An 18,351-nucleotide genomic window follows, 5' to 3' on the forward strand; every position below is an offset into this window, starting at 1 on the left:
AGCTCATCGCACGATATGAAGGACTAAAACGCGGCTTTTATATTGGAAGTGTTGGTTACTTCGGTTTCGATGGTAATATGGACAGTGCTATTACAATTAGAACGGCTATGGTTAAAGAAGATAGAGTTGTTCTTCAAGCTGGAGCAGGAATAGTAGCAGACTCTGTAAAAGAATCAGAATATCAAGAAGTAGAAAATAAACTTGGTGCACTCATTCACTCGCTAGAAGATTTAGATAACAAGTAATATGAAAAAACTTTTCTCAATCTTTGGTGACCCTGTGTCACACTCACGCTCTCCCCTTATGCATAACTCTGTTTTTAAAAACCTCAACTATGATGCTTGTTACACAAGAACACATCTTATAGATGGAACTAAATTAAAAGAGACTTTTTTCACACTTGGTCTAAGTGGAGCAAATGTTACTGTCCCTCACAAAGAAGCTGCGTTTAATGCTTGTGATGAAGTCAGAGGTTTTGGAAAAAAAGTAGGTGTGGTCAATACACTTGTGAATGAAAATGGAAAACTTATAGGATATAACACTGATGCTGATGGCTTTATCTATGCAATCAGTGAGTTTAAAAATATCAGAAATATTCTCATTATAGGAGCTGGTGGTACAGCAAAAGCATTAGCCACAAGATTTTTACAAGACTCTTTAAATGTTAGTGTCTTAAATAGAAGTGAGGGAAGACTTAAGTACTTTAAAGACTTAGGTTGCCAATGCTTTGATTGGAAAGACTTTACTATCTCTAACTATGACCTCGTTGTAAATACAACAAGTGCTGGACTTAAAGATGAAGAGTTACCAGCACCAAAAGAGATGATTGAATCCATACTCGTGCATACAAGTTTTGTAGCCGATGCTATATATGGGAAACTTACTCCATTTTTACAATTAGCAAAAGAAAAAGGCATTATTTACAAAGATGGAGTAGATATGCTTCTAGGCCAAGGTGTCTTAGCCAATGAGTTATTTGTAAACGCAACACTTAAAAAAGAAGATATAAAATACTATATGCAAAAGAGCTTCGAACTCTAAGCTATCAAGAAGTAGCTTATCTTGAGAATGAAAAACCAAATGAGAGTTTTGTCAGTTTACTATTATAGTCTATAAGAGACTCTCCATACCCACTAAAGAGCTTTACATAGAAATTATTATGCACCAATGGGTACGAATAGGTAGCTTTTATTGCTCCCCTTTGCGTTCCTATGTTTCCTCTACCCATCAAAGTAAACATATGTTCATCTATAAAATATGTCAGTTTTAGACTACTGAATCCCCAATAATCCATTAGGTCATAATTATCACTATCCTCTTTATTTTCGGGTAAAGGTGCCCAAGCTTTTAAATCTACGATTAAACCATTATACTGTCCTCTAAGTGAACCATATACATAGTTCACACTTCTAGAGAGGTTTCCTAAACTCTGGTTTTGGTCAAAATAGATTTCGCTTGTATTTGGCTGGCCATTTGATTGATGAGCTAAGGCAAGTTTAAAAGAACGAAGGCTGATCATAGAACCTTTATGTTCTATAGGAATAATCACAAAGGCTTCTGGATTGTAAGTGCTCTCTCTAAAAGGTGCAGAATCTATATAAATCTGCCAAAAAGCCTGATGGCTATATGAAATATAGTATTTCTCTTTTAGACCTATAAGGTTACTTCCAATATGTAATTGTAAGCTCACTTGGAGTTCAGCTTCTATATTTTTATATTCTACCGTTGGAATATTGGACTGATACTCTTTACTAGAATATCCATAAGGAAGTATGTAGTTTGTTTTGTATGGCTTCAAAGAGAGGTCATTATCAAGCCATTTTTGCATACTCGACTTTGTTTTTTCATTTTTCAACTCTTTTAGTTCGTATTCATCATTTGCAAATATTATAAAAAATAAACTAACCAATAATAGTATATATCTCATCTAAACTCTCACCCTACCCTCTAATGCTCTTGTTAAAGAAAGTAAATCAATATTTTCTAAACTAACACCGGTTGGTACACCCTGTGCAATCTTACTAAAGTTAATACTGTAACTTCCTAACTTATCTTCAATGTATAAAATTACAGCATCATTAGAGATTGAGGGTGTTAAGGCAAAGAGCACTTCATTTACACCATCTTTTACCATATCTTCAAGATCAGATATTCTTAATTCTTCAAGAGAATCAAGTACAAAATACTTTCCATCAAAAAGTCCATTTTCTTCTAAAAGTAGTATGTCTTTTGCATTTTCCACAATACATAAGAGTGTACTATCTCTCTCTTCATCACAACATATATAACAAATTTCATCTTCACTCATACCACCACAATCAGAACACTTTTTCAAACTACCAAGAGCATCTTCTATGGCATGAGAAATTCGCATCCCTACAAAAGTATCATCCATTATCATATGATATGCTAGTCTCGTAGCTGACTTTTTCCCAATAGTTGGTAACTCTTGGAGTGAATCTACAAGACGGTTGAATTTTTCTAGAGAGTTATTCATAGTTTTTCCTATTCTCTTTTGGAAGCAAAATCCATAGATGAAGTTCAGATTTAAGTCTTCCTGCTATTTCTAAAGCCTTACTACCAGCTCCTAAAAATAGATCTGCACGAACGGCACCCTTAATGGCACCTCCCGTATCTTGTGCAAACACAACTTTGGATAACTCTTTATCATCTACCATGGCGTTTAGATACAACATACTACCAAGTGGAATATAGCGTCTATCTACAGCTACTGAGCGCGATGGACTCAACTCTAAACCCATTGCTCCAGTTGCACCTTGATACTTCTCTCTAAAATAAACTAATGACTGGTTATAATTAAGTACTTCATCTACTCTTGATGGATTGTCTTCTAACCATCTTTTAATACTTTGAAGAGAAACATCTTCAATCAATAACTCATTTTTCTTTACTAAGTACCTTCCTATAGCTCTATATCTATGCCCATTTTGATTATCATAACCTATAAATATCGTTTCATTCGTATCAAGTAAAGCACGTCCTGAGCCTTGAATTTCAAGAAAAAATCTATCTATCTTTGAATCACAGTAACAAAGAACATCTGCATTTACATCTTTATCTTTACTTTGCTCTCTTGTATCATATGGAACAAGTTTATTCCCAACAACACGTCCTCTGAGTCTATAGTTCTTTAATTTTGGATAGATAGAACCTAAGTCAACACTCACTAAGTCTTTAGGTGTACTGTAAATAGGATATTTATATTTATCACTTTTACTACGAGAAGCATAAAGTTTTGCTTCATAGTAACCAGTTAGTAATCCTTTATTTTGTGCCTTTTTTGAATGAATAACATATGGTGTAAAGTACTCAAGCAAAAATTCTTTTGGGGTTAGATTAGATACAGATTTATTACACAGTTCGCCATAAATCTTCTTACTTTTACTGCTTTTACAACTATTTTGAAATTCTTTAAGTACATCACCATAATTTTCTTCATAAAAATTTGGCAGGTTTGAGAAATCACTTTCCATGAGATATGTCTGAGGAAGTTTTGGTGAGAGTATCTGTGGCCCTTTAGTACATCCAAAAAAGAGTATACTAATAAGCAAAATAAATATGCTTTGTTTCATAAATGTGATTATAGCGTCTAAATTATTTATTATTAAACTACAAAAACGGTATAATTGCTAAAATTATATAATTATATGGATAACAATGGAAGAATTAAGCTACTACGAAATCTTAGAAGTTACAAAAACTGCTGATAAAACAACTATCAAAAAAGCCTATAGAGCAATGGCTAAAAAATATCATCCTGATAAAAATCCTGGAAATGAAGAGGCGGAACACAAATTCAAACTTTGTAATGAAGCTTACCAGTGTTTAAGTGACGAAAAACAAAAAGGTATTTATGATCGTTATGGAAAAGAAGGGCTGCAAGGAATGGGAGGTGGCGGTGGCCGTCGTCCATCTGGTGGTTTTGAAGATTTAAGTTCAATGTTCGAAGATATGTTCAATGGTGCAGGAGGAGGACAGTCTCGTCGTCGTCAAAATCCGGCAGATATGGACAAATATCCACTAGATATGAATGTAGAAATGCATATATCATTTAACGAAGCTATCTTTGGTTGTGAAAAAGAAGTAAACTTTTCCTACAAAAAAGCTTGTGCCAAATGTAATGGTACTGGTGCAAAAGATGGAAAACTATCAACTTGTAAGCAGTGTGGAGGCCGAGGCCAAGTAGCTATGCAACAAGGTTTTATGACTTTTACACAAACTTGTCCAGTTTGTCAAGGAGCAGGAAGTGCGGCAACTACAGCTTGTAAAAGTTGTAAAGGTTCTGGTTATGATGAAGTAAAAGAGAATGTAACCATTACAATTCCAAAAGGTATAGATACTGGAAATAGACTGAGAGTTTCAGGGAAAGGCAACATCGGGAAAAAAGGCTCTCGTGGAGACTTGTACATCACATTTGAAGTTGAGCAAGACAAGCATTTTATACGTGATGACAATGATGTATACATTGAGATTCCAGTCTTTTTTACTCAAGCTATTACAGGTGAAAGTATCACAATTCCATCACTTACAGGTGAGTTGGAGTTACATTTAGACATAGGAACAAAAGACAAACAGCGTTTCACATTTAGAGGTGAAGGAATTGATGATGTTCATGGTCACGGTAAAGGAAACTTTATTGCTATAGTTAATATTCAATACCCGAGAGTCTTAACTGATGAGCAGTCTGAATTAATATCTCAACTTCAAGAGTCCTTTGGTATAGAATCAAAACCTCATGAAAGTGTTTTAACATCTGCTATTGATAAAATGAAATCTTGGTTTAAGTAGGAAGACTTGTGGATAGACAGAACCTAAAAAAGAAACTCTCAACATTAGCACTCTCTATGTTTAGAAAAGATTTCTTTGGTATATATCATGGTTCTATCTCCGCAAAAACAGAATCTAACCGTTTCATCATTAATACAAAAGAGGCTATTTTTGATGCGCTTGATGACACTTCGCTTATTCAACTCTACTTTAAAAAAGATTACCGCTGGAATCAAGCGAGTTTAGACGCAAGAATACACTTTAGCATCTACTCTCAAATCTCAGAAGCGAAATATATATGTTTTAGTATGCCTCAATTTACAACAGCTTACTCATTGGAACATAATATCATTACGCCAAAAGACTACTTTGGTTATCAAGAGCTAGGCTCAATAGATATAGTAGACCCTAAACAGTTTGAAGATTGGTATGATAGAGCAGATAGTGAAATAGCTTACTATTTTCAAACAAAAAAGACTAATATCATGGTTATTCGTGGTTATGGAATCTACTCTTACAATAGAGATCTTAATGAAATGGCAAAAAAACTTGCAATACTAGAAAAAAGCTGTCGATTGCTACTTATGCTTGAAAATTCAAACAGTAACTACGAACTAGACTAATTCCCTTCCCTTTTTATCAAGCTTTAATACGAATTTACATAAAATAAGGTAAATATCAAAAAGAGGTTTTTTAACATATGATTACATGGATGCAAAGACATAAAAAGTGGCTTATTATTACTATCTGGATTTCAACAATAGCTTTTGTTGGTGCAGGTTTTGTTGGTTGGGGACAATATAGTTATGGAGACAAAGCTGGAGCTGTTGCTAAGGTTGGTAAAGTTGAAATAACTATGGGTGAACTTCAAAAAGCATACTCGCGTTTATATTCACAATATAACCAAATGTTTCAAGGTAACTTTGATGAAGAGAAGGCAAAACAGTTTGGTTTACAAAAACAAGCTCTTGAGCAGTTAGTACAACAATCTCTTATGCTTAATCTAGCACATTCTTATGAACTAGAAATTACTGATGCAGAATTACTTGAAAAAATCACAACACAAGAATACTTTTTTAAAGATGGAAAATTTGATAAAGATACATATAAACAGATTCTTTCACAAAATAAACTCTCTACAAAAGAATATGAAGCAGGTTTAACAAAAGAGCTTTTAATAGAAAAGACTCTTAATCTTCTTCCTGTTACAACAAGTAAAAATGAGTTAAATGTTTTGAATACTGTAGCAAATATAGCAGATAAGATAAGCTATAAAGTTCTGTCAAGAGATTCCATTAAAGTAGAACTTTCAAATGCAACTTTAAAACCATTTTGGGAGACTCAAGCTCAAAACTTTATGAATGAGGTAAGTTACGACTTAGAATATCTTCTTCAAGAAGACATACTCGAAACTTACACTGATGCAACACTAGGGAAGTTCTATAGTGAAAATAAAAATCACTTCAAAGATAGCAATGGTAAAGTAATGAGTCAAGAGTCTGCAAAAGATTTAATAATTAAAGAGCTAAATAATAAGGCTACTAAAGATAAGGCTTTAAGATCATATATAGCTTATAAAAAAGGTAAATTAGCAGACGATATAAAACTAAACTCTGTAACAATTTCAAACTCTAAAAATATTTTTACTCCAGAAGTTTTAGAAAAAGTATCTAAGCTTTCACCTCTGTCTCCACATATAAAACCTCTTATAATAAATGGTATTTACCATACTTTTAAGTTAGTAAAAGTAAACCAAGCAACACAAAAATCTTATGAAGATGCTAAAAAAGAAGTAACAGCTCTATTTATAGACAAGGCTAGACAAGAAAAAATTTATGAACTAGCAAACAAGTCAGTTGCAAACTTCAAGGGTACAACAACAGACTTTATAACTGTAAGTAGTGTTTCTAGTCTGACTCATCTTTCTAAAGAAGAAGCTAAAGAATTTTTAACAAAACTCTTTACAAGTAGTAAGAAGAGAGCATACATTAGTTTAAACAGTGGAAACATTGTTCTATACTATATTTTGGAACAAAAATTGCTTGATAATACCAATAACAATCTTACTAATACAATTGAAAAATTGAAAAATAGTATGTTTTCTAAAGCACTTGTAAAAACTTTACAAAACAAGTACCAAACAGAGATATTTATCCAAGGACTCTAAATTGAGTAGAAATGTTTTAGCCATTGATATTGGCTCAACAAAAATATGTGCTGTCATCGCAAAAATAGACGATGACAACTCTATTGCTATTACCGGAGCAGGAATAGCAAAAGCACAGGGTTTAAAACGCGGTAGTATTACAAATATTGAATTGGCTTCAAGAAGTATTAAAACTGCTGTTGAAGATGCAAAACGTGTTTCTGGATGTGATGTTACTTCTGCTATTGTTTCTATTAGTAGTGCCTATACAAAAAGTCTAAATTCTAATGGTATTGTAAATATTCAGACTAAAGAAGTTAGTCTTAAAGAGATTGAACGTGTAATGCACACTTCTTTATATAATGCAAATATTCCAAGTGAATATGAAGTGCTTCATGCTCTACCTTATAACTTTAAACTTGATGATCAAGACTTTATAGAAGACCCATTAGGTATGAATGCATCGCGCTTAGAAGTTGAGACACATATTATAACGACGCAAAAGTCAAATCTTAACAACCTCAAAAAAGCAGTTAACGGAGCAGGAATAGAAGTAGACAATATTCTTCTAAACTCTTATGCTTCTTCTATTGCTATTCTTAATGAAGATGAAAAAGAACTTGGTGTTGCTGTTATAGACATGGGTGGAAACACAAGTAATATTGCTATTCATTCAGGAAATTCTATACGTTACAATGAATTTTTAGGTGTAGGGTCAAACCATGTAACTAGTGACCTTTCTATGGCACTTCATACGCCTCTAAATGTTGCAGACAACGTAAAACTGACATATGGTTCACTATTAACACCAAGTAATGACCTTATAGAACTTCCTGTTATAGGAGATGAAAGTTCAACACATGAGGTTTCTCTTGATGTTGTACATAATGTAATCTTTGCAAGAGTCGAAGAAACACTTATGATACTTTCACAGTTCATTGATAAAAGTGGGCTTAAAGATCAAATGGGTGCAGGTGTTGTTTTAACAGGTGGATTTTCAAAGATGGAAGGTATTAGAGACCTTGCTATTGCCACTTTTGGTTCTATGCCTGTACGTTTAGCAAAACCTATTGAAATGGATGGTCTTTTTGACAATTTAAGAGATCCTGAGTACTCAAGTGTAATTGGTCTCATTATGTATGCTGCTACTTCATATACACCTTATGAAATAGATGTAAATAAGCGTGTTAGACATGTAAATGAGATTGAATCTTCAAAGAGTACTGTGAAATTTAATGATTCACTAGATATTCCTATTGCTCCTTCATTAGAGGAACCAGAAGATACAATGATTTCACTAGATGTAAAAAAAGAGAAAAAGAGTGATGAAGCTAGTAGCTTTAGTAAGTTTTGGAACTGGGCTACCCAGTTATTTTAAAGGAGTGATGTAATGGAAGCATTTTCAATAGAAGAATCAAATAATTTAAATGGTGCGAGAATCATAGCTGTCGGTGTTGGTGGCGGTGGTGGAAATATGATTGGTCATATGCTTAAAGAAGGTGTTAGTGGTATTGAGATGATGCTAATTAACACTGATGCTCAAGTTTTAAATGAGAATTCTGCTGCATCTAAGATTCAGATTGGTGCTAAACTCACTAAGGGTCTTGGTGCTGGTATGAAACCAAATATCGGTAAAGATTCTGCTTTAGAAAACTATGATGAAATTCGGGCAGCTCTTCAAGGTGCTGACATAGTATTTATCTCCGCTGGCCTTGGTGGTGGAACAGGAACAGGTGCTGCACCTGTTGTTGCTCAAATTGCTAAAGAAGTGGGAGCATTAACTATTTCTATCGTTACAAAACCTTTTATGTTTGAAGGTCGTAAACGTCTCAAACTTGCAGAAATTGGTCTTGAAGAGCTTAAAAAAGAGAGTGACTCAATTGTTGTTATTCCAAATGACAAGCTTCTTTCTATCATTGATAGAAAATTAGGGATGAAAGAGAGCTTTAAAATAGTAGATAGTGTTTTAGCTCAAGCTGTAAGTGGAACGTCTGGTGTTATTTTATCAAGTGGCGATAATGATATCAACCTTGACTTCGCCGATTTACAAACTGTTATGAGTCATAAGGGTATGGCTCTTATGGGTGTTGGTGAGCATCAAGGTGATAATGCAGCATACGAAGCTATTAAGGCAGCTGTTGAGTCTCCTCTTCTTGATAACATGTCAATAAATGGAGCAATGGGAGTTTTAGTACACTTTAACATGCACCCAGGCTTTCCTATGATGGAACTTGCAGAAGCTATGGATGTTGTTCATGAGAGTGCTCATGAAGAAGCTGAAGTAATCTGGGGAACATCAACAGATGAAACACTTAGTCAAGACTATGTAAAGATTACTATCGTTGCAACTGGTTTTGAAAAAGAGTTATCAAATAATGAAGACTTTGTAAGTCAAAATCCTGAGCCACCACGTGCAAAAGTACGTCCACGTCTTATTGTTGGTGGAGATTTAGACCCTGACTATCTTGACATTCCTGCTTACATGAGACAACAACAAGACTAAAAAGTTTGTCTCAATTTACCAAAATCATGAAAGCCAAGTCACTCCTTGGTCTTCGTGAAACTTCCTCACTTAAAGAAATCAAAAATAAATATAAACTTCTTATGAAAAAATGGCATCCTGATAAACATACTGATGATGTAAAAAGAGCGACTGATATGAGTATGAGTATTAACGATGCATATGAAACAATTTTAGCATACTGTAATAACTACGAATATCCTTTTGATGAAGAGAGTATCAAAAAAAGAACATTCTCACCATCGGAATGGTGGCATGATAAATTTCACGAGCGTTAAGAAATTCTTAGTAGCATTAATCTTCTTACAAAAAGTACAACTAAAGCCACAGCCAATATTTTAAAATCTAGCTCGCTTGCATAATGAAGATTCTCAAATGTATCACTCGTAGTTGCTTCTCCACCCTGAGCTTGCATTTCCAGTATCTTAGGAGAGTAAACAGCACTAAACATTAATGCACTAAAACTCACAGTAACTGCTGCTGCAAAAACAATAGCATCTCTTTGACCTGTTTTGTACATATATGCCTCATACAAGCCTACAAATGTTGCTAAGAAGTATGCCCAGTAAGAAAATCTATGAAATATCTCGCCCATTATAATTCCAGCATTATACCTATCAATAAGTATCTCTACTGGAAGCTTACCAGTATTAAAAACAACAGCTGCTACAACTATTCCAAGAACAAGAACAGCACCAAGTGACATTCCAACAACCAACAAGTAACTAAAATCTATATATATATTTCTTTTCATATTATGCCTTTAGAGTAAAGCCCCTATCAAAATCACTTAGATCTTTGTAGAACTCTAAACTTTTAATTTTTTTATCTTTTAAATATCTCTGTATTTTATCTTTTTGATCATACCCCATCTCACAACTAAAAAATCTAATCTTCTGCTTTAAGACACACTCAAGAAGTTCTTGAATTATCTCATCTCCAATTAGCCCACCAAAAAGAGCATTTTGAGGTTCATAGTCAAGATTAGACTCTAAAACTTCTGCATCTGCAATATAAGGTGGGTTAGATACGAGATAGTCTATATCTTCCTCAATAGGTTCAAGTAACGAGCCTAAACGCAACTCAATTCTTTTTTCTAAGCCAAACTTTCCTATATTTATCTTAGCTATATCTAAAGCGTCCTGAGATATATCAACTCCAATAAACTTAGCATTAAGAAAATGACGTGCAAGTATTATTGAAATAATTCCACTCCCTATACCTACCTCTACAAAAGTTATGGCAGATGCTTTATCCTCTACATTCTTTATTACTTCATCTATGAGTATTTCTGTTTCGGGACGAGGGATTAGTGCACCCTCTTTTATAAAAAACTCTTCACTGTAAAAACTAACACTATTAGTTATATATTCAAATGGTTCATTTTTCTCTCTGCGTTTAACCCAAGATAAAAGTTTATCTACATCTTGGACTACTTCACTCTGGTGTGTAATTAACCAAAGTTCATCAACATTAAGGTGTGCCATTAAAAGAAGTTGAGCTTCCCTTGAAGCTCTCTCTATATGAGGGGAAAGAGTTTGTGTAATCTCTTTGAGAAGATCTTTAACTACCGTAATCTCTTGCATTATGTCTTTAAAGAACTTCTATCTATATTTTCAATGTCCATTCCTAACTCTTTAAGACGCTCAAGCACGGGAGGATGAGTGTAATGAAAAAATATATACAGTGGATGAGAAAGTGGAAAACTTTTGTTTTGCGTCACTAACTTAACAAGTGCATTAGCAAGCTCTATAGCACCAGATGGACCACCAAGTTCACTTCCCATCTTATCGGCCGCATACTCGTTATGACGGCTAATCATTCCCATTATTGGCATCATAACAAAGCCTAGAACAGGCATAAATAACATAAGAAATATCATAATAATATATGGCTCACTGCTAAGACCCATTTCTAGATACAAAGAGATAGGAAGATTTCCAAAAATTGCAAACATACTAAATAGCATAGCACCAACAATAGCTATATTTTTATATATATCGCCATGTGCGAAGTGCCCTAGTTCATGTCCTAGAACTGCTAAAAGTTCTTTTGTAGTCAGTTTTTCTATTAGAGTATCAAAAAGAACAACACGTTTAGCCTTTCCAAAACCACCGAAGTATGCATTTAATCTTGCATCGCGTTTAGAAGCATCACTTACAAAAACACCTGAACTTACAAAGCCTGTTCTATCCATCAAGTCTTTTATTTGCTCATCTAACTCTTCATCTTGAAGTGGTGTTAGTTTATCAAAGAAAGTTGCTCTAAACGCAGGGTAAAGCATATTTATAAGGATAACAACTCCAAATATAAATACAAAGCTCCATAACCACCAAAGATCGAAGTTAGAAATAATTTCATATATTCCCCAAACGACTAAAGAACCAAACACGAGAGTCATTATAAAAGAGATAAGAGTATCTTTTATCCATAGGCCTAAGGAAGACTTATTAAAACCAAATTGCTCATCTAGAACAAACTTTTCATAGTAAGCAAAAGGTAAAGAGAGTAAAGAACTAATAACCACAAAACTCATTACCATTGATATATTTAATAATATTTCATTTTGTAGAAATATATTTGTTTGTAGAGCCTTAAGCCCTACTCCCATCCAAGCTATAAAAAAGAGATAATCAACAAAAGAACTTACTATGGAAAGTTTTTCTTTGGCTACCGAATAATTTCCTGCTTTTAAAAAATCATTCCTATCTAAAAGAATCGGTTCCTTATTTTTTTCTTGATTGATGTAACCTATTTGCATTACACTTGTATAGATTGATATTAGTACATAAAGAGTATATATTGCTACAATTGTCATTAACATTTAAAAACCTTGATATCTTAAAATTTATCTGCAATTTTATCATCTTTCTTATTTATATTAACAATGAGCTAATAAATCCTGTGTATAGTGCCAAATAGTAATCTTTTAAAGGGGAAATAGAAAAATTTGGAGTTATGCCATCACTCAAAAAAAAGATCAATGAAAATGAAAAACAAGCAGTGGCAGAGTGGCTCTACGACAGATATGAAAACGTAAAGTTTGAGTAGTCTAAGACTACTCTACAATTATCATAAATATTCTCTTAGAGTACTTTCTAATTCTTTAACATCAACAGGCTTAGCTAGAAAATCATCCATACCTGCTTTAATATACCTATTTGTATCATCTTGCATAACATTTACTGTAAGTACTGCAGTTGAAATTTTCTCTATATTATTTTGTTCTTCATACTTTCTAGTCTCTATAGTTTGCAGTGCAAAAGTTACTCTTAAAACTTACTGGTAAAGGGGATAACTTATAAGGAGCTATATATAGATAACTAGATTTTTATTTTAAGCTATAGTTACAATAAGTTCAATTACAATCTTAGGGGTAAGTCGTATTTATTAGCTTGGTTTTCGTGGCAAATGATAATAGCTATAGAAGTTGGATTTAAACTTTTTTTTTAAATTTAAATTAGCTTAAATTTTAGGTTGTTTTTACTAATCTGAAGCTGCCTATTTACTTATTTTAGTGAAATCTATGTGCGAGTTAAGTATCTAAAGGAAAAATATGGAAAAATTATTTTTAAGTGCCTTTTTATTTCTAGGTTGTATGTTGATCGCCTCTGATAGCAAAGTGTTTGTACCCCCGAGTGATAAAGACATTCCAGGAGGAAAACTTGGAAGTACAATTAAATACGGAAAAGAGTTACTAGAGAGATTTCCATACTATTTAGGTCAAAAAGGGAGTATTGGGCAGTATGGTGGAAATGGATTAGCTTGTCAAAGTTGCCATTTAAAAGCTGGGACTGTACCGTATGGGCTTAATTATTTTAGTGTACATGCCCGATATCCACAATATCGTGGTAGAGAGGGGAAAATACTAACGCTATCCCAAAGAATAAATAATTGCATAGAACGTCCATTAAATGGAACAAAGATGCCACTTCAATCTGATGAAATGATAGCTATGGTTACATATATAAAATGGATGGGTGAAGGTATACCAACTGGAGGACGTGTAAAAGGGGATACTCTTAAAGATATTAAAATACCAATAAAAGCAGCAGACTCTATAAGAGGTAAGATTGTATATGATAAATATTGTATGGTATGTCATCAAAAAGATGGGCAAGGTGTAATGAAAGATGATGCAATTGCATACAAATATCCACCTGTATGGGGATTTGCATCTTATCAGCCAGGCTCATCTATGCATAGAATTATAAAAGCAGCTAAATTTATTAAAAATAATATGCCGCTAGGTGTTACTTATAAAAGTCCTGTATTAACCGATGAAGAAGCAATTGATGTAGCAGCATATATCAATGATGATAGAATTCATAAAAGACCAAAGTATGAATTTGTAGTTGTTGAGTATCCACATATAGAAGATAAGCCAATAGATTATCATAAGCCACCATATGCAGATAAATTTTCTCAAGAACAACATAAGTTTGGTCCATTTCAACCTATTTATGATTGGAGAAAAGAAAATGGTCAGTATTTAGGCTATTAAAAAAGATAGGAATTTAAATGAGAGCAATTCTTTTAATTATAATAAGCACTAGTATACTTATTAGTGCAGAAGTGTTTAAAGATCTTAGCACAGGGCTTATCTGGGAAGATAGTTATGCTACACAAGATATAAAAAAAGATTTGAGTGAAGCAAAAGTATATTGTAAAGAGCTAAAACTAGATGGGAAAAGTGATTGGAGACTTCCCAATATAAAAGAATTGTATTCTATAGTAGATACTAATAAATTTAACCCTGCTATAAAAAATGGTTTTAACAACACAGTATCTAGCTGCTATTGGTCTAGTTCACCAGATATCTCTTCTGATTCACGCACTTGGAGTATAAGTTTCGATTATGGCTATACTAACTACTATGACGAGTCAGCTAAATACTATACTCGCTGTGTTAGAGATAGACAATAATTTTGATGACTAGGATTTTATGTAAAGTATGACAATGACCATGTATCACAAAAATATAGGAATTTAAATGAGAGCAATTCTTTTAATTATAATAAGTACAAGTGTACTTATTAGTGCAGAAGTTTTTAAAGATCTTAGCACAGGACTTATCTGGGAAGATAGTTATGCTACACAAGGTATAAAAAAAGATTTGAGTGAAGCAAAAGTATATTGTAAAGAGCTAAAACTAGATGGAAAAAGTGATTGGAGACTTCCCAATATAAAAGAATTGTATTCTATAGTAGATACTAATAAATTTAACCCTTCTATAAAAAATGGTTTTAAAAACATAGTATCATATTATTACTGATCTAGTACACCTTTTGTCTCTTCTAGTTCTGACACTTGGTATATGGACTTCAGTCATGGTAGTATCTACAGTAGTAATAAATCTCATAAGTATTATGTTCGTTGTGTTAGAGCTAGGCAATAATATTAAAATTACAACCTACAACCATGCTCATATATTAATAAACTCTATTCTAATATATAGTCTACTACCTTAGACTCTAAAGTAACACTTTTTATAAACTCAACGACTTTTAAATGCTCAGGATGCTCAGCATAAGTTTTTAAATCCTCTTGCGTTTGGAATGTTGTGTATATACAAAGGTCCATAGCTCTTGGTGATTCATCAAAGTTCACACCCACTTCCATTGACTTCAACTCAGCTATTGGACGTTCTAGTCCCTCAAGCATATCTTTTGCTATTCCTATGTTTAAAGCTTTTTTTTCATCTTTGAACTTAAACATTACTATATGAACTACCATCGTCAACCTTTAATTTATTTATAAAATTTTATCAAACTCTCTCTTAAAGAAGTATTCCTTTCCAAAAATATTCTGCAATTAATACAATAAAGAAAATTCCTAAAAGATTTAAAATAACTCCAAAACGCAACATATCTTTTACATGAACGGCACCACTACTCATAGCTATAGCATTTGGAGCGGTAGCTATAGGAAGCATAAAGGCATAGGAAGAACTTACGGTTGCTACCATCATAAAAAGCATCGTGTTTATATCTGACTGCACAGAGATAGCATATATTACAGGAAGCATAATAGATATAAGTGCTGTATTTGATGTTATTTCTGTAGTGAAAGTGATAAGTGCTGCAACTATTAATAGTAAAACTATAGGTGCTAAATGTGTAATGACTAAAAGGTATGAAGCAACACTATCGGCTAAACCTGTAGTGGAGAATGCCTTTGCAATAGAAAATCCAGCTCCAAATAAAAACATAATTTTATAGGGAACTCTTTTACTATCTTCATCCCACTCTAAAATATTTATATATGGTAAAAATAAAGCAAGTCCAAAAGCTAAGAGTATCACAGGTTCACTCATCCCTAAACCACTCCAATAAGGTTTAATAGGAGCATTAGCAAAAAGGAGTAGGACTAAAGCACCTAATGCGCCTAGAACTTTCTTTTGTGATATATCTAGAATATGTCTCTTTGTATCCTCTACTATCTCAACTTTTTCAAGTCCTAAACTTAGTAGAAATCCCACTACTAAAAGCATTACAAGTGCTAAAGGAGAAACCATTCCTACCCATTGAAAAAAACTCAGAGTTTCTAAACCTTTATCTTGCATAATTCCATAAAGAATAAGATTAGGAGGGGTACCAATAGGAGTAATAATTCCACCAACATTTGAACCATAGGCAATTGCTAATGCAAAACGCATCTTCAATTTAGCATCTTCACTTAAAAAAAGTGCTATTGATATTAGGAGAAGTGTTGTTGTTGTGTTTGAAAGGACAGAGCTTAAAAGTCCAGACGTTAAAACAAGAGAGAAGATGACCCCTCGAGGTGTACTTGGAAAGAAAGAGAGTATCTTCTGAGAAATATACCTATGAAGGTTTGTTTTCTCAACTCCAATTGCAAGTAAAAATCCCCCTAAAAAAAGATATATAATAGGATGTGAGTAGTTAGTCGTAGTTGCTTTTGTTCCAAGAAGTCCAAACGCAGGGAAAAGGGCAATTGGCATAAGAGAAACAACTGCTAAAGGAAGTCCTTCGTTTGTCCAAAGAGTAACTAAAAAGGCTATTAATCCTACTAAAATCGACTGAGGCTGTGTAAAAACTGTGTCTGAAATAAAAAAAAGAACTATTCCAATAAAAATAGCCAGTAATATTTTTTGTAATCGTTTAAAGTGGTTCAATAAATTCCTTTTACTCTCTACTAACTAGAGAGTAAGTCTTGTAGAGATTCTTTTGGATTTTTACCCTCTAGCATTGCATGTACTTCTTTTGCTATTGGGAGATATAAATTATTTTTTTTAGTCATATTATAAAGAGCATAAGAAGTACCTATTCCCTCAGCTACCTCACCTAGCTCATCTAGTATTTCTGCTTGTGTTTTGGCTTTTGCAAGTCCAAGCCCAACACGAAAGTTTCTACTCATTGGTGAAGATGCAGTAAGAAACAAATCCCCTGCTCCACCTAAACCTATAAATGTTTCTTCTCTCGCTCCATAAAAAAGGCCAAAACGTTGTATTTCTACAAGACCCCTACTTATAAGTGCAGCGGCTGCATTTTTACCTAGTCCTAAGCCTTCACATATTCCAGCAGCTATTGCTATAACATTTTTATATGCACCAGACACTTCTGCACCTACAACATCATTAGAAGTATAAGCTTTAATAAATGATGGAAAAAGTTCTGCAAATTCAGAAGATAGTTTATTGTTTTTTGAGTTCACAACAAGTGCCGTTGGAAGAGATTTCATTACTTCTACAGCAAATGAAGGACCAGATAAAAAAGCGATATTTTCATCTGGAACATGCTTTGCATATATTTCATTTAAGAATCTTCCACTACTTGCTTCTATACCTTTAGCTGCCACTAAAATTTTCTGATTTATAAAAACAAAATTTTTCTCTAACCATAATGCTATTTCTTGTGCTGGAACGGTAATAACAAGGTACTCACACTCAAGTATTTCTTCAAGTGAAACAAAATTATCCAATTCTCTTGGTGTTCTTGAAGTGATAACAACATCACTCTTTTCACTGAGAGCAAAGGCCAAAGCACTGCCCCATTTTCCTGCTCCTATAACTCCTACCCTCATATTAGTTACTCCCTATTATATTTTTAAACTCTTCTATGTCTGTTTCAAACCCAACAACTACTAATATATCACCATTTTTAATAATATGATTCTTTAGTTTTGAGGCATATATAAACTCATGGCTCATATCTTCCTTCATCACAGAAAGAATAATAATACCATTGTATCCACTCCAGTCAATATCTGAAACAGATGCATTCTCGAAATATTCTTCATTTGCTATTTTTACCTGCTCAACTTTTAGAGCACTTTCTTCATATAAAATATTATGTAAAACCTTGTTAGAGATCGGTTTTTCAAGAACATTTGCAATTATATCTGCTGTTGTTTCAACAAGAGGTATTACTTTATTTGCACCAGCCATTGTAAGCTTGTTTGCACTCTCTTTATTTGAAGCAATCGCTATAATGATAAGCTCTTTAAAGTGGGCTCTTAAAGAGATAGTTAAAAAGATGTTTTCAGCGCTATCTTCTAGTGCACAAAATGCTATAGAATTCTCCATATCAATACAATTTTCTATACTTGACCATTCATCATTCAGATCAAAATACTCTACATTTTTTTCAGAATTATCTATATCTTGCTTATTTAAAGAATATATTTTTATATTATCGTACTTTACTTTTACATTTAACTCTATCTCTAGAGCATACTTATTAAAACCAAAGATAAGTGCAGTTGTCTTAGACATTAACAACCTTTTTATGTAAAGATTTTTCAAATTCTTTTACAAATACTTTATATCCAACAGCCAGTATATAGTCACCATTTTCTAAAAGTGTACTATCAATTGGATTGAAATAAAACTTATCACTACCGCCTTTAAATAGACCGAGGACAATAACTTTAAACC

Annotated in this window: 21 protein-coding genes; 11 read left to right on the top strand and 10 right to left on the bottom strand. The window is 33.2% G+C overall.

Features of this window, described 5'->3' with window-relative positions:
- A partial coding sequence (locus tag HOG88_RS04725) for a chorismate-binding protein (RefSeq protein WP_295003737.1) occupies positions 1 to 245 on the top strand: 245 nt, incomplete at its 5' end.
- A 1-nt stretch (position 246) separates the two neighbouring features.
- The gene (locus HOG88_RS04730) at positions 247 to 1,041 is read left to right on the top strand and encodes a shikimate dehydrogenase (RefSeq protein ID WP_295003739.1); all 795 of its coding nucleotides are present in this window, start codon (positions 247 to 249) and stop codon (positions 1,039 to 1,041) included.
- Between the two features lie 16 nt (positions 1,042 to 1,057).
- Here the strand turns inward: HOG88_RS04730 and HOG88_RS04735 are convergent, their stop codons facing one another.
- Genes HOG88_RS04735 through HOG88_RS04745 form a run of 3 tightly spaced genes read right to left on the bottom strand, consistent with a single transcriptional unit; the run spans position 1,058 to position 3,593 of the window.
- Positions 1,058 to 1,927, bottom strand: coding sequence for a phospholipase A (locus HOG88_RS04735; protein WP_295003741.1), 870 nt, complete (start codon positions 1,925 to 1,927; stop codon positions 1,058 to 1,060).
- Positions 1,928 to 2,497: a recombination mediator RecR gene (gene recR, locus HOG88_RS04740; RefSeq protein ID WP_295003743.1), complete on the bottom strand. Its 570-nt coding sequence runs from the start codon at positions 2,495 to 2,497 to the stop codon at positions 1,928 to 1,930. It abuts the gene before it with no gap.
- Complete coding sequence (locus HOG88_RS04745; protein ID WP_295003745.1) at positions 2,490 to 3,593, bottom strand: MltA domain-containing protein; 1,104 nt, start codon at positions 3,591 to 3,593, stop codon at positions 2,490 to 2,492. Before HOG88_RS04745 ends, recR begins: the two co-directional genes overlap by 8 nt.
- An 85-nt stretch (positions 3,594 to 3,678) precedes the next feature.
- Here HOG88_RS04745 and dnaJ point away from each other — a divergent pair, with 85 nt between their 5' ends.
- The 6 genes from dnaJ (at position 3,679) to HOG88_RS04775 (ending at position 9,733) form a co-directional block, all read left to right on the top strand.
- Positions 3,679 to 4,809, top strand: coding sequence for a molecular chaperone DnaJ (gene dnaJ / locus HOG88_RS04750; protein ID WP_295003747.1), 1,131 nt, complete (start codon positions 3,679 to 3,681; stop codon positions 4,807 to 4,809).
- An 8-nt stretch (positions 4,810 to 4,817) separates the two neighbouring features.
- Positions 4,818 to 5,411 (top strand): class II aldolase and adducin N-terminal domain-containing protein, encoded by a 594-nt coding sequence (locus HOG88_RS04755; RefSeq protein ID WP_295003749.1) that lies wholly within the window; start codon positions 4,818 to 4,820, stop codon positions 5,409 to 5,411.
- A 77-nt stretch (positions 5,412 to 5,488) separates the two neighbouring features.
- Complete coding sequence (locus HOG88_RS04760; RefSeq protein WP_295003751.1) at positions 5,489 to 6,955, top strand: peptidylprolyl isomerase; 1,467 nt, start codon at positions 5,489 to 5,491, stop codon at positions 6,953 to 6,955.
- 1 nt (position 6,956) lies between these two features.
- Positions 6,957 to 8,312: a cell division protein FtsA gene (ftsA, locus tag HOG88_RS04765; RefSeq protein WP_295003753.1), complete on the top strand. Its 1,356-nt coding sequence runs from the start codon at positions 6,957 to 6,959 to the stop codon at positions 8,310 to 8,312.
- 12 nt (positions 8,313 to 8,324) lie between these two features.
- Positions 8,325 to 9,437, top strand: a complete 1,113-nt coding sequence (gene ftsZ, locus HOG88_RS04770; protein ID WP_295003755.1) for a cell division protein FtsZ — start codon at positions 8,325 to 8,327, stop codon at positions 9,435 to 9,437.
- 26 nt (positions 9,438 to 9,463) lie between these two features.
- On the top strand, positions 9,464 to 9,733 hold the full coding sequence (locus tag HOG88_RS04775; RefSeq protein ID WP_295003757.1) for a J domain-containing protein: 270 nt from the start codon (positions 9,464 to 9,466) through the stop codon (positions 9,731 to 9,733).
- Here HOG88_RS04775 and HOG88_RS04780 read toward each other — a convergent pair.
- The 3 genes from HOG88_RS04780 to HOG88_RS04790 are packed head-to-tail and all read right to left on the bottom strand — an operon-like array spanning position 9,730 to position 12,279.
- Entirely contained in the window at positions 9,730 to 10,209 is a 480-nt protein-coding gene (locus HOG88_RS04780; protein ID WP_295003759.1) for a DUF4149 domain-containing protein, read from the bottom strand. The genes HOG88_RS04775 and HOG88_RS04780 overlap by 4 nt on opposite strands.
- 1 nt (position 10,210) lies before the next feature.
- Entirely contained in the window at positions 10,211 to 11,041 is an 831-nt protein-coding gene (locus HOG88_RS04785) for a HemK/PrmC family methyltransferase (protein WP_295003761.1), read from the bottom strand.
- Positions 11,041 to 12,279: a M48 family metallopeptidase gene (locus HOG88_RS04790; RefSeq protein ID WP_295003763.1), complete on the bottom strand. Its 1,239-nt coding sequence runs from the start codon at positions 12,277 to 12,279 to the stop codon at positions 11,041 to 11,043. Before HOG88_RS04790 ends, HOG88_RS04785 begins: the two co-directional genes overlap by 1 nt.
- 732 nt (positions 12,280 to 13,011) lie before the next feature.
- Between HOG88_RS04790 and HOG88_RS04795 the strand changes: the two genes are divergently transcribed.
- From HOG88_RS04795 to HOG88_RS04805, 3 genes are all read left to right on the top strand, one after another.
- Positions 13,012 to 13,959: a c-type cytochrome gene (locus HOG88_RS04795; RefSeq protein ID WP_295003765.1), complete on the top strand. Its 948-nt coding sequence runs from the start codon at positions 13,012 to 13,014 to the stop codon at positions 13,957 to 13,959.
- A gap of 17 nt (positions 13,960 to 13,976) precedes the next feature.
- Positions 13,977 to 14,381 (top strand): DUF1566 domain-containing protein, encoded by a 405-nt coding sequence (locus HOG88_RS04800; protein WP_295003767.1) that lies wholly within the window; start codon positions 13,977 to 13,979, stop codon positions 14,379 to 14,381.
- Between the two features lie 67 nt (positions 14,382 to 14,448).
- Positions 14,449 to 14,730 carry a DUF1566 domain-containing protein gene (locus HOG88_RS04805; protein ID WP_295003769.1) on the top strand — a complete coding sequence of 94 codons (282 nt, stop codon included), beginning with the start codon at positions 14,449 to 14,451 and terminating at the stop codon, positions 14,728 to 14,730.
- 167 nt (positions 14,731 to 14,897) lie between these two features.
- Here HOG88_RS04805 and HOG88_RS04810 read toward each other — a convergent pair whose 3' ends face one another.
- Genes HOG88_RS04810 through HOG88_RS04825 form a run of 4 tightly spaced genes read right to left on the bottom strand, consistent with a single transcriptional unit; the run spans position 14,898 to position 18,189 of the window.
- A complete protein-coding gene (locus tag HOG88_RS04810; RefSeq protein ID WP_295003771.1) occupies positions 14,898 to 15,191 on the bottom strand; it encodes a Dabb family protein in 294 nt (97 codons plus the stop codon).
- A 43-nt stretch (positions 15,192 to 15,234) separates the two neighbouring features.
- A complete protein-coding gene (locus HOG88_RS04815) occupies positions 15,235 to 16,590 on the bottom strand; it encodes a DASS family sodium-coupled anion symporter (RefSeq protein WP_295003773.1) in 1,356 nt (451 codons plus the stop codon).
- Positions 16,591 to 16,610: 20 nt separating this feature from the next.
- On the bottom strand, positions 16,611 to 17,498 hold the full coding sequence (locus tag HOG88_RS04820; protein ID WP_295003775.1) for an NAD(P)H-dependent glycerol-3-phosphate dehydrogenase: 888 nt from the start codon (positions 17,496 to 17,498) through the stop codon (positions 16,611 to 16,613).
- A 1-nt stretch (position 17,499) separates the two neighbouring features.
- The gene (locus tag HOG88_RS04825) at positions 17,500 to 18,189 is read right to left on the bottom strand and encodes an NAD-binding protein (RefSeq protein ID WP_295003777.1); all 690 of its coding nucleotides are present in this window, start codon (positions 18,187 to 18,189) and stop codon (positions 17,500 to 17,502) included.
- Positions 18,190 to 18,351: the final 162 nt, after the last annotated feature.

This window comes from Sulfurimonas sp., assembly GCF_018698455.1.
Taxonomy (GTDB): domain Bacteria; phylum Campylobacterota; class Campylobacteria; order Campylobacterales; family Sulfurimonadaceae; genus Sulfurimonas.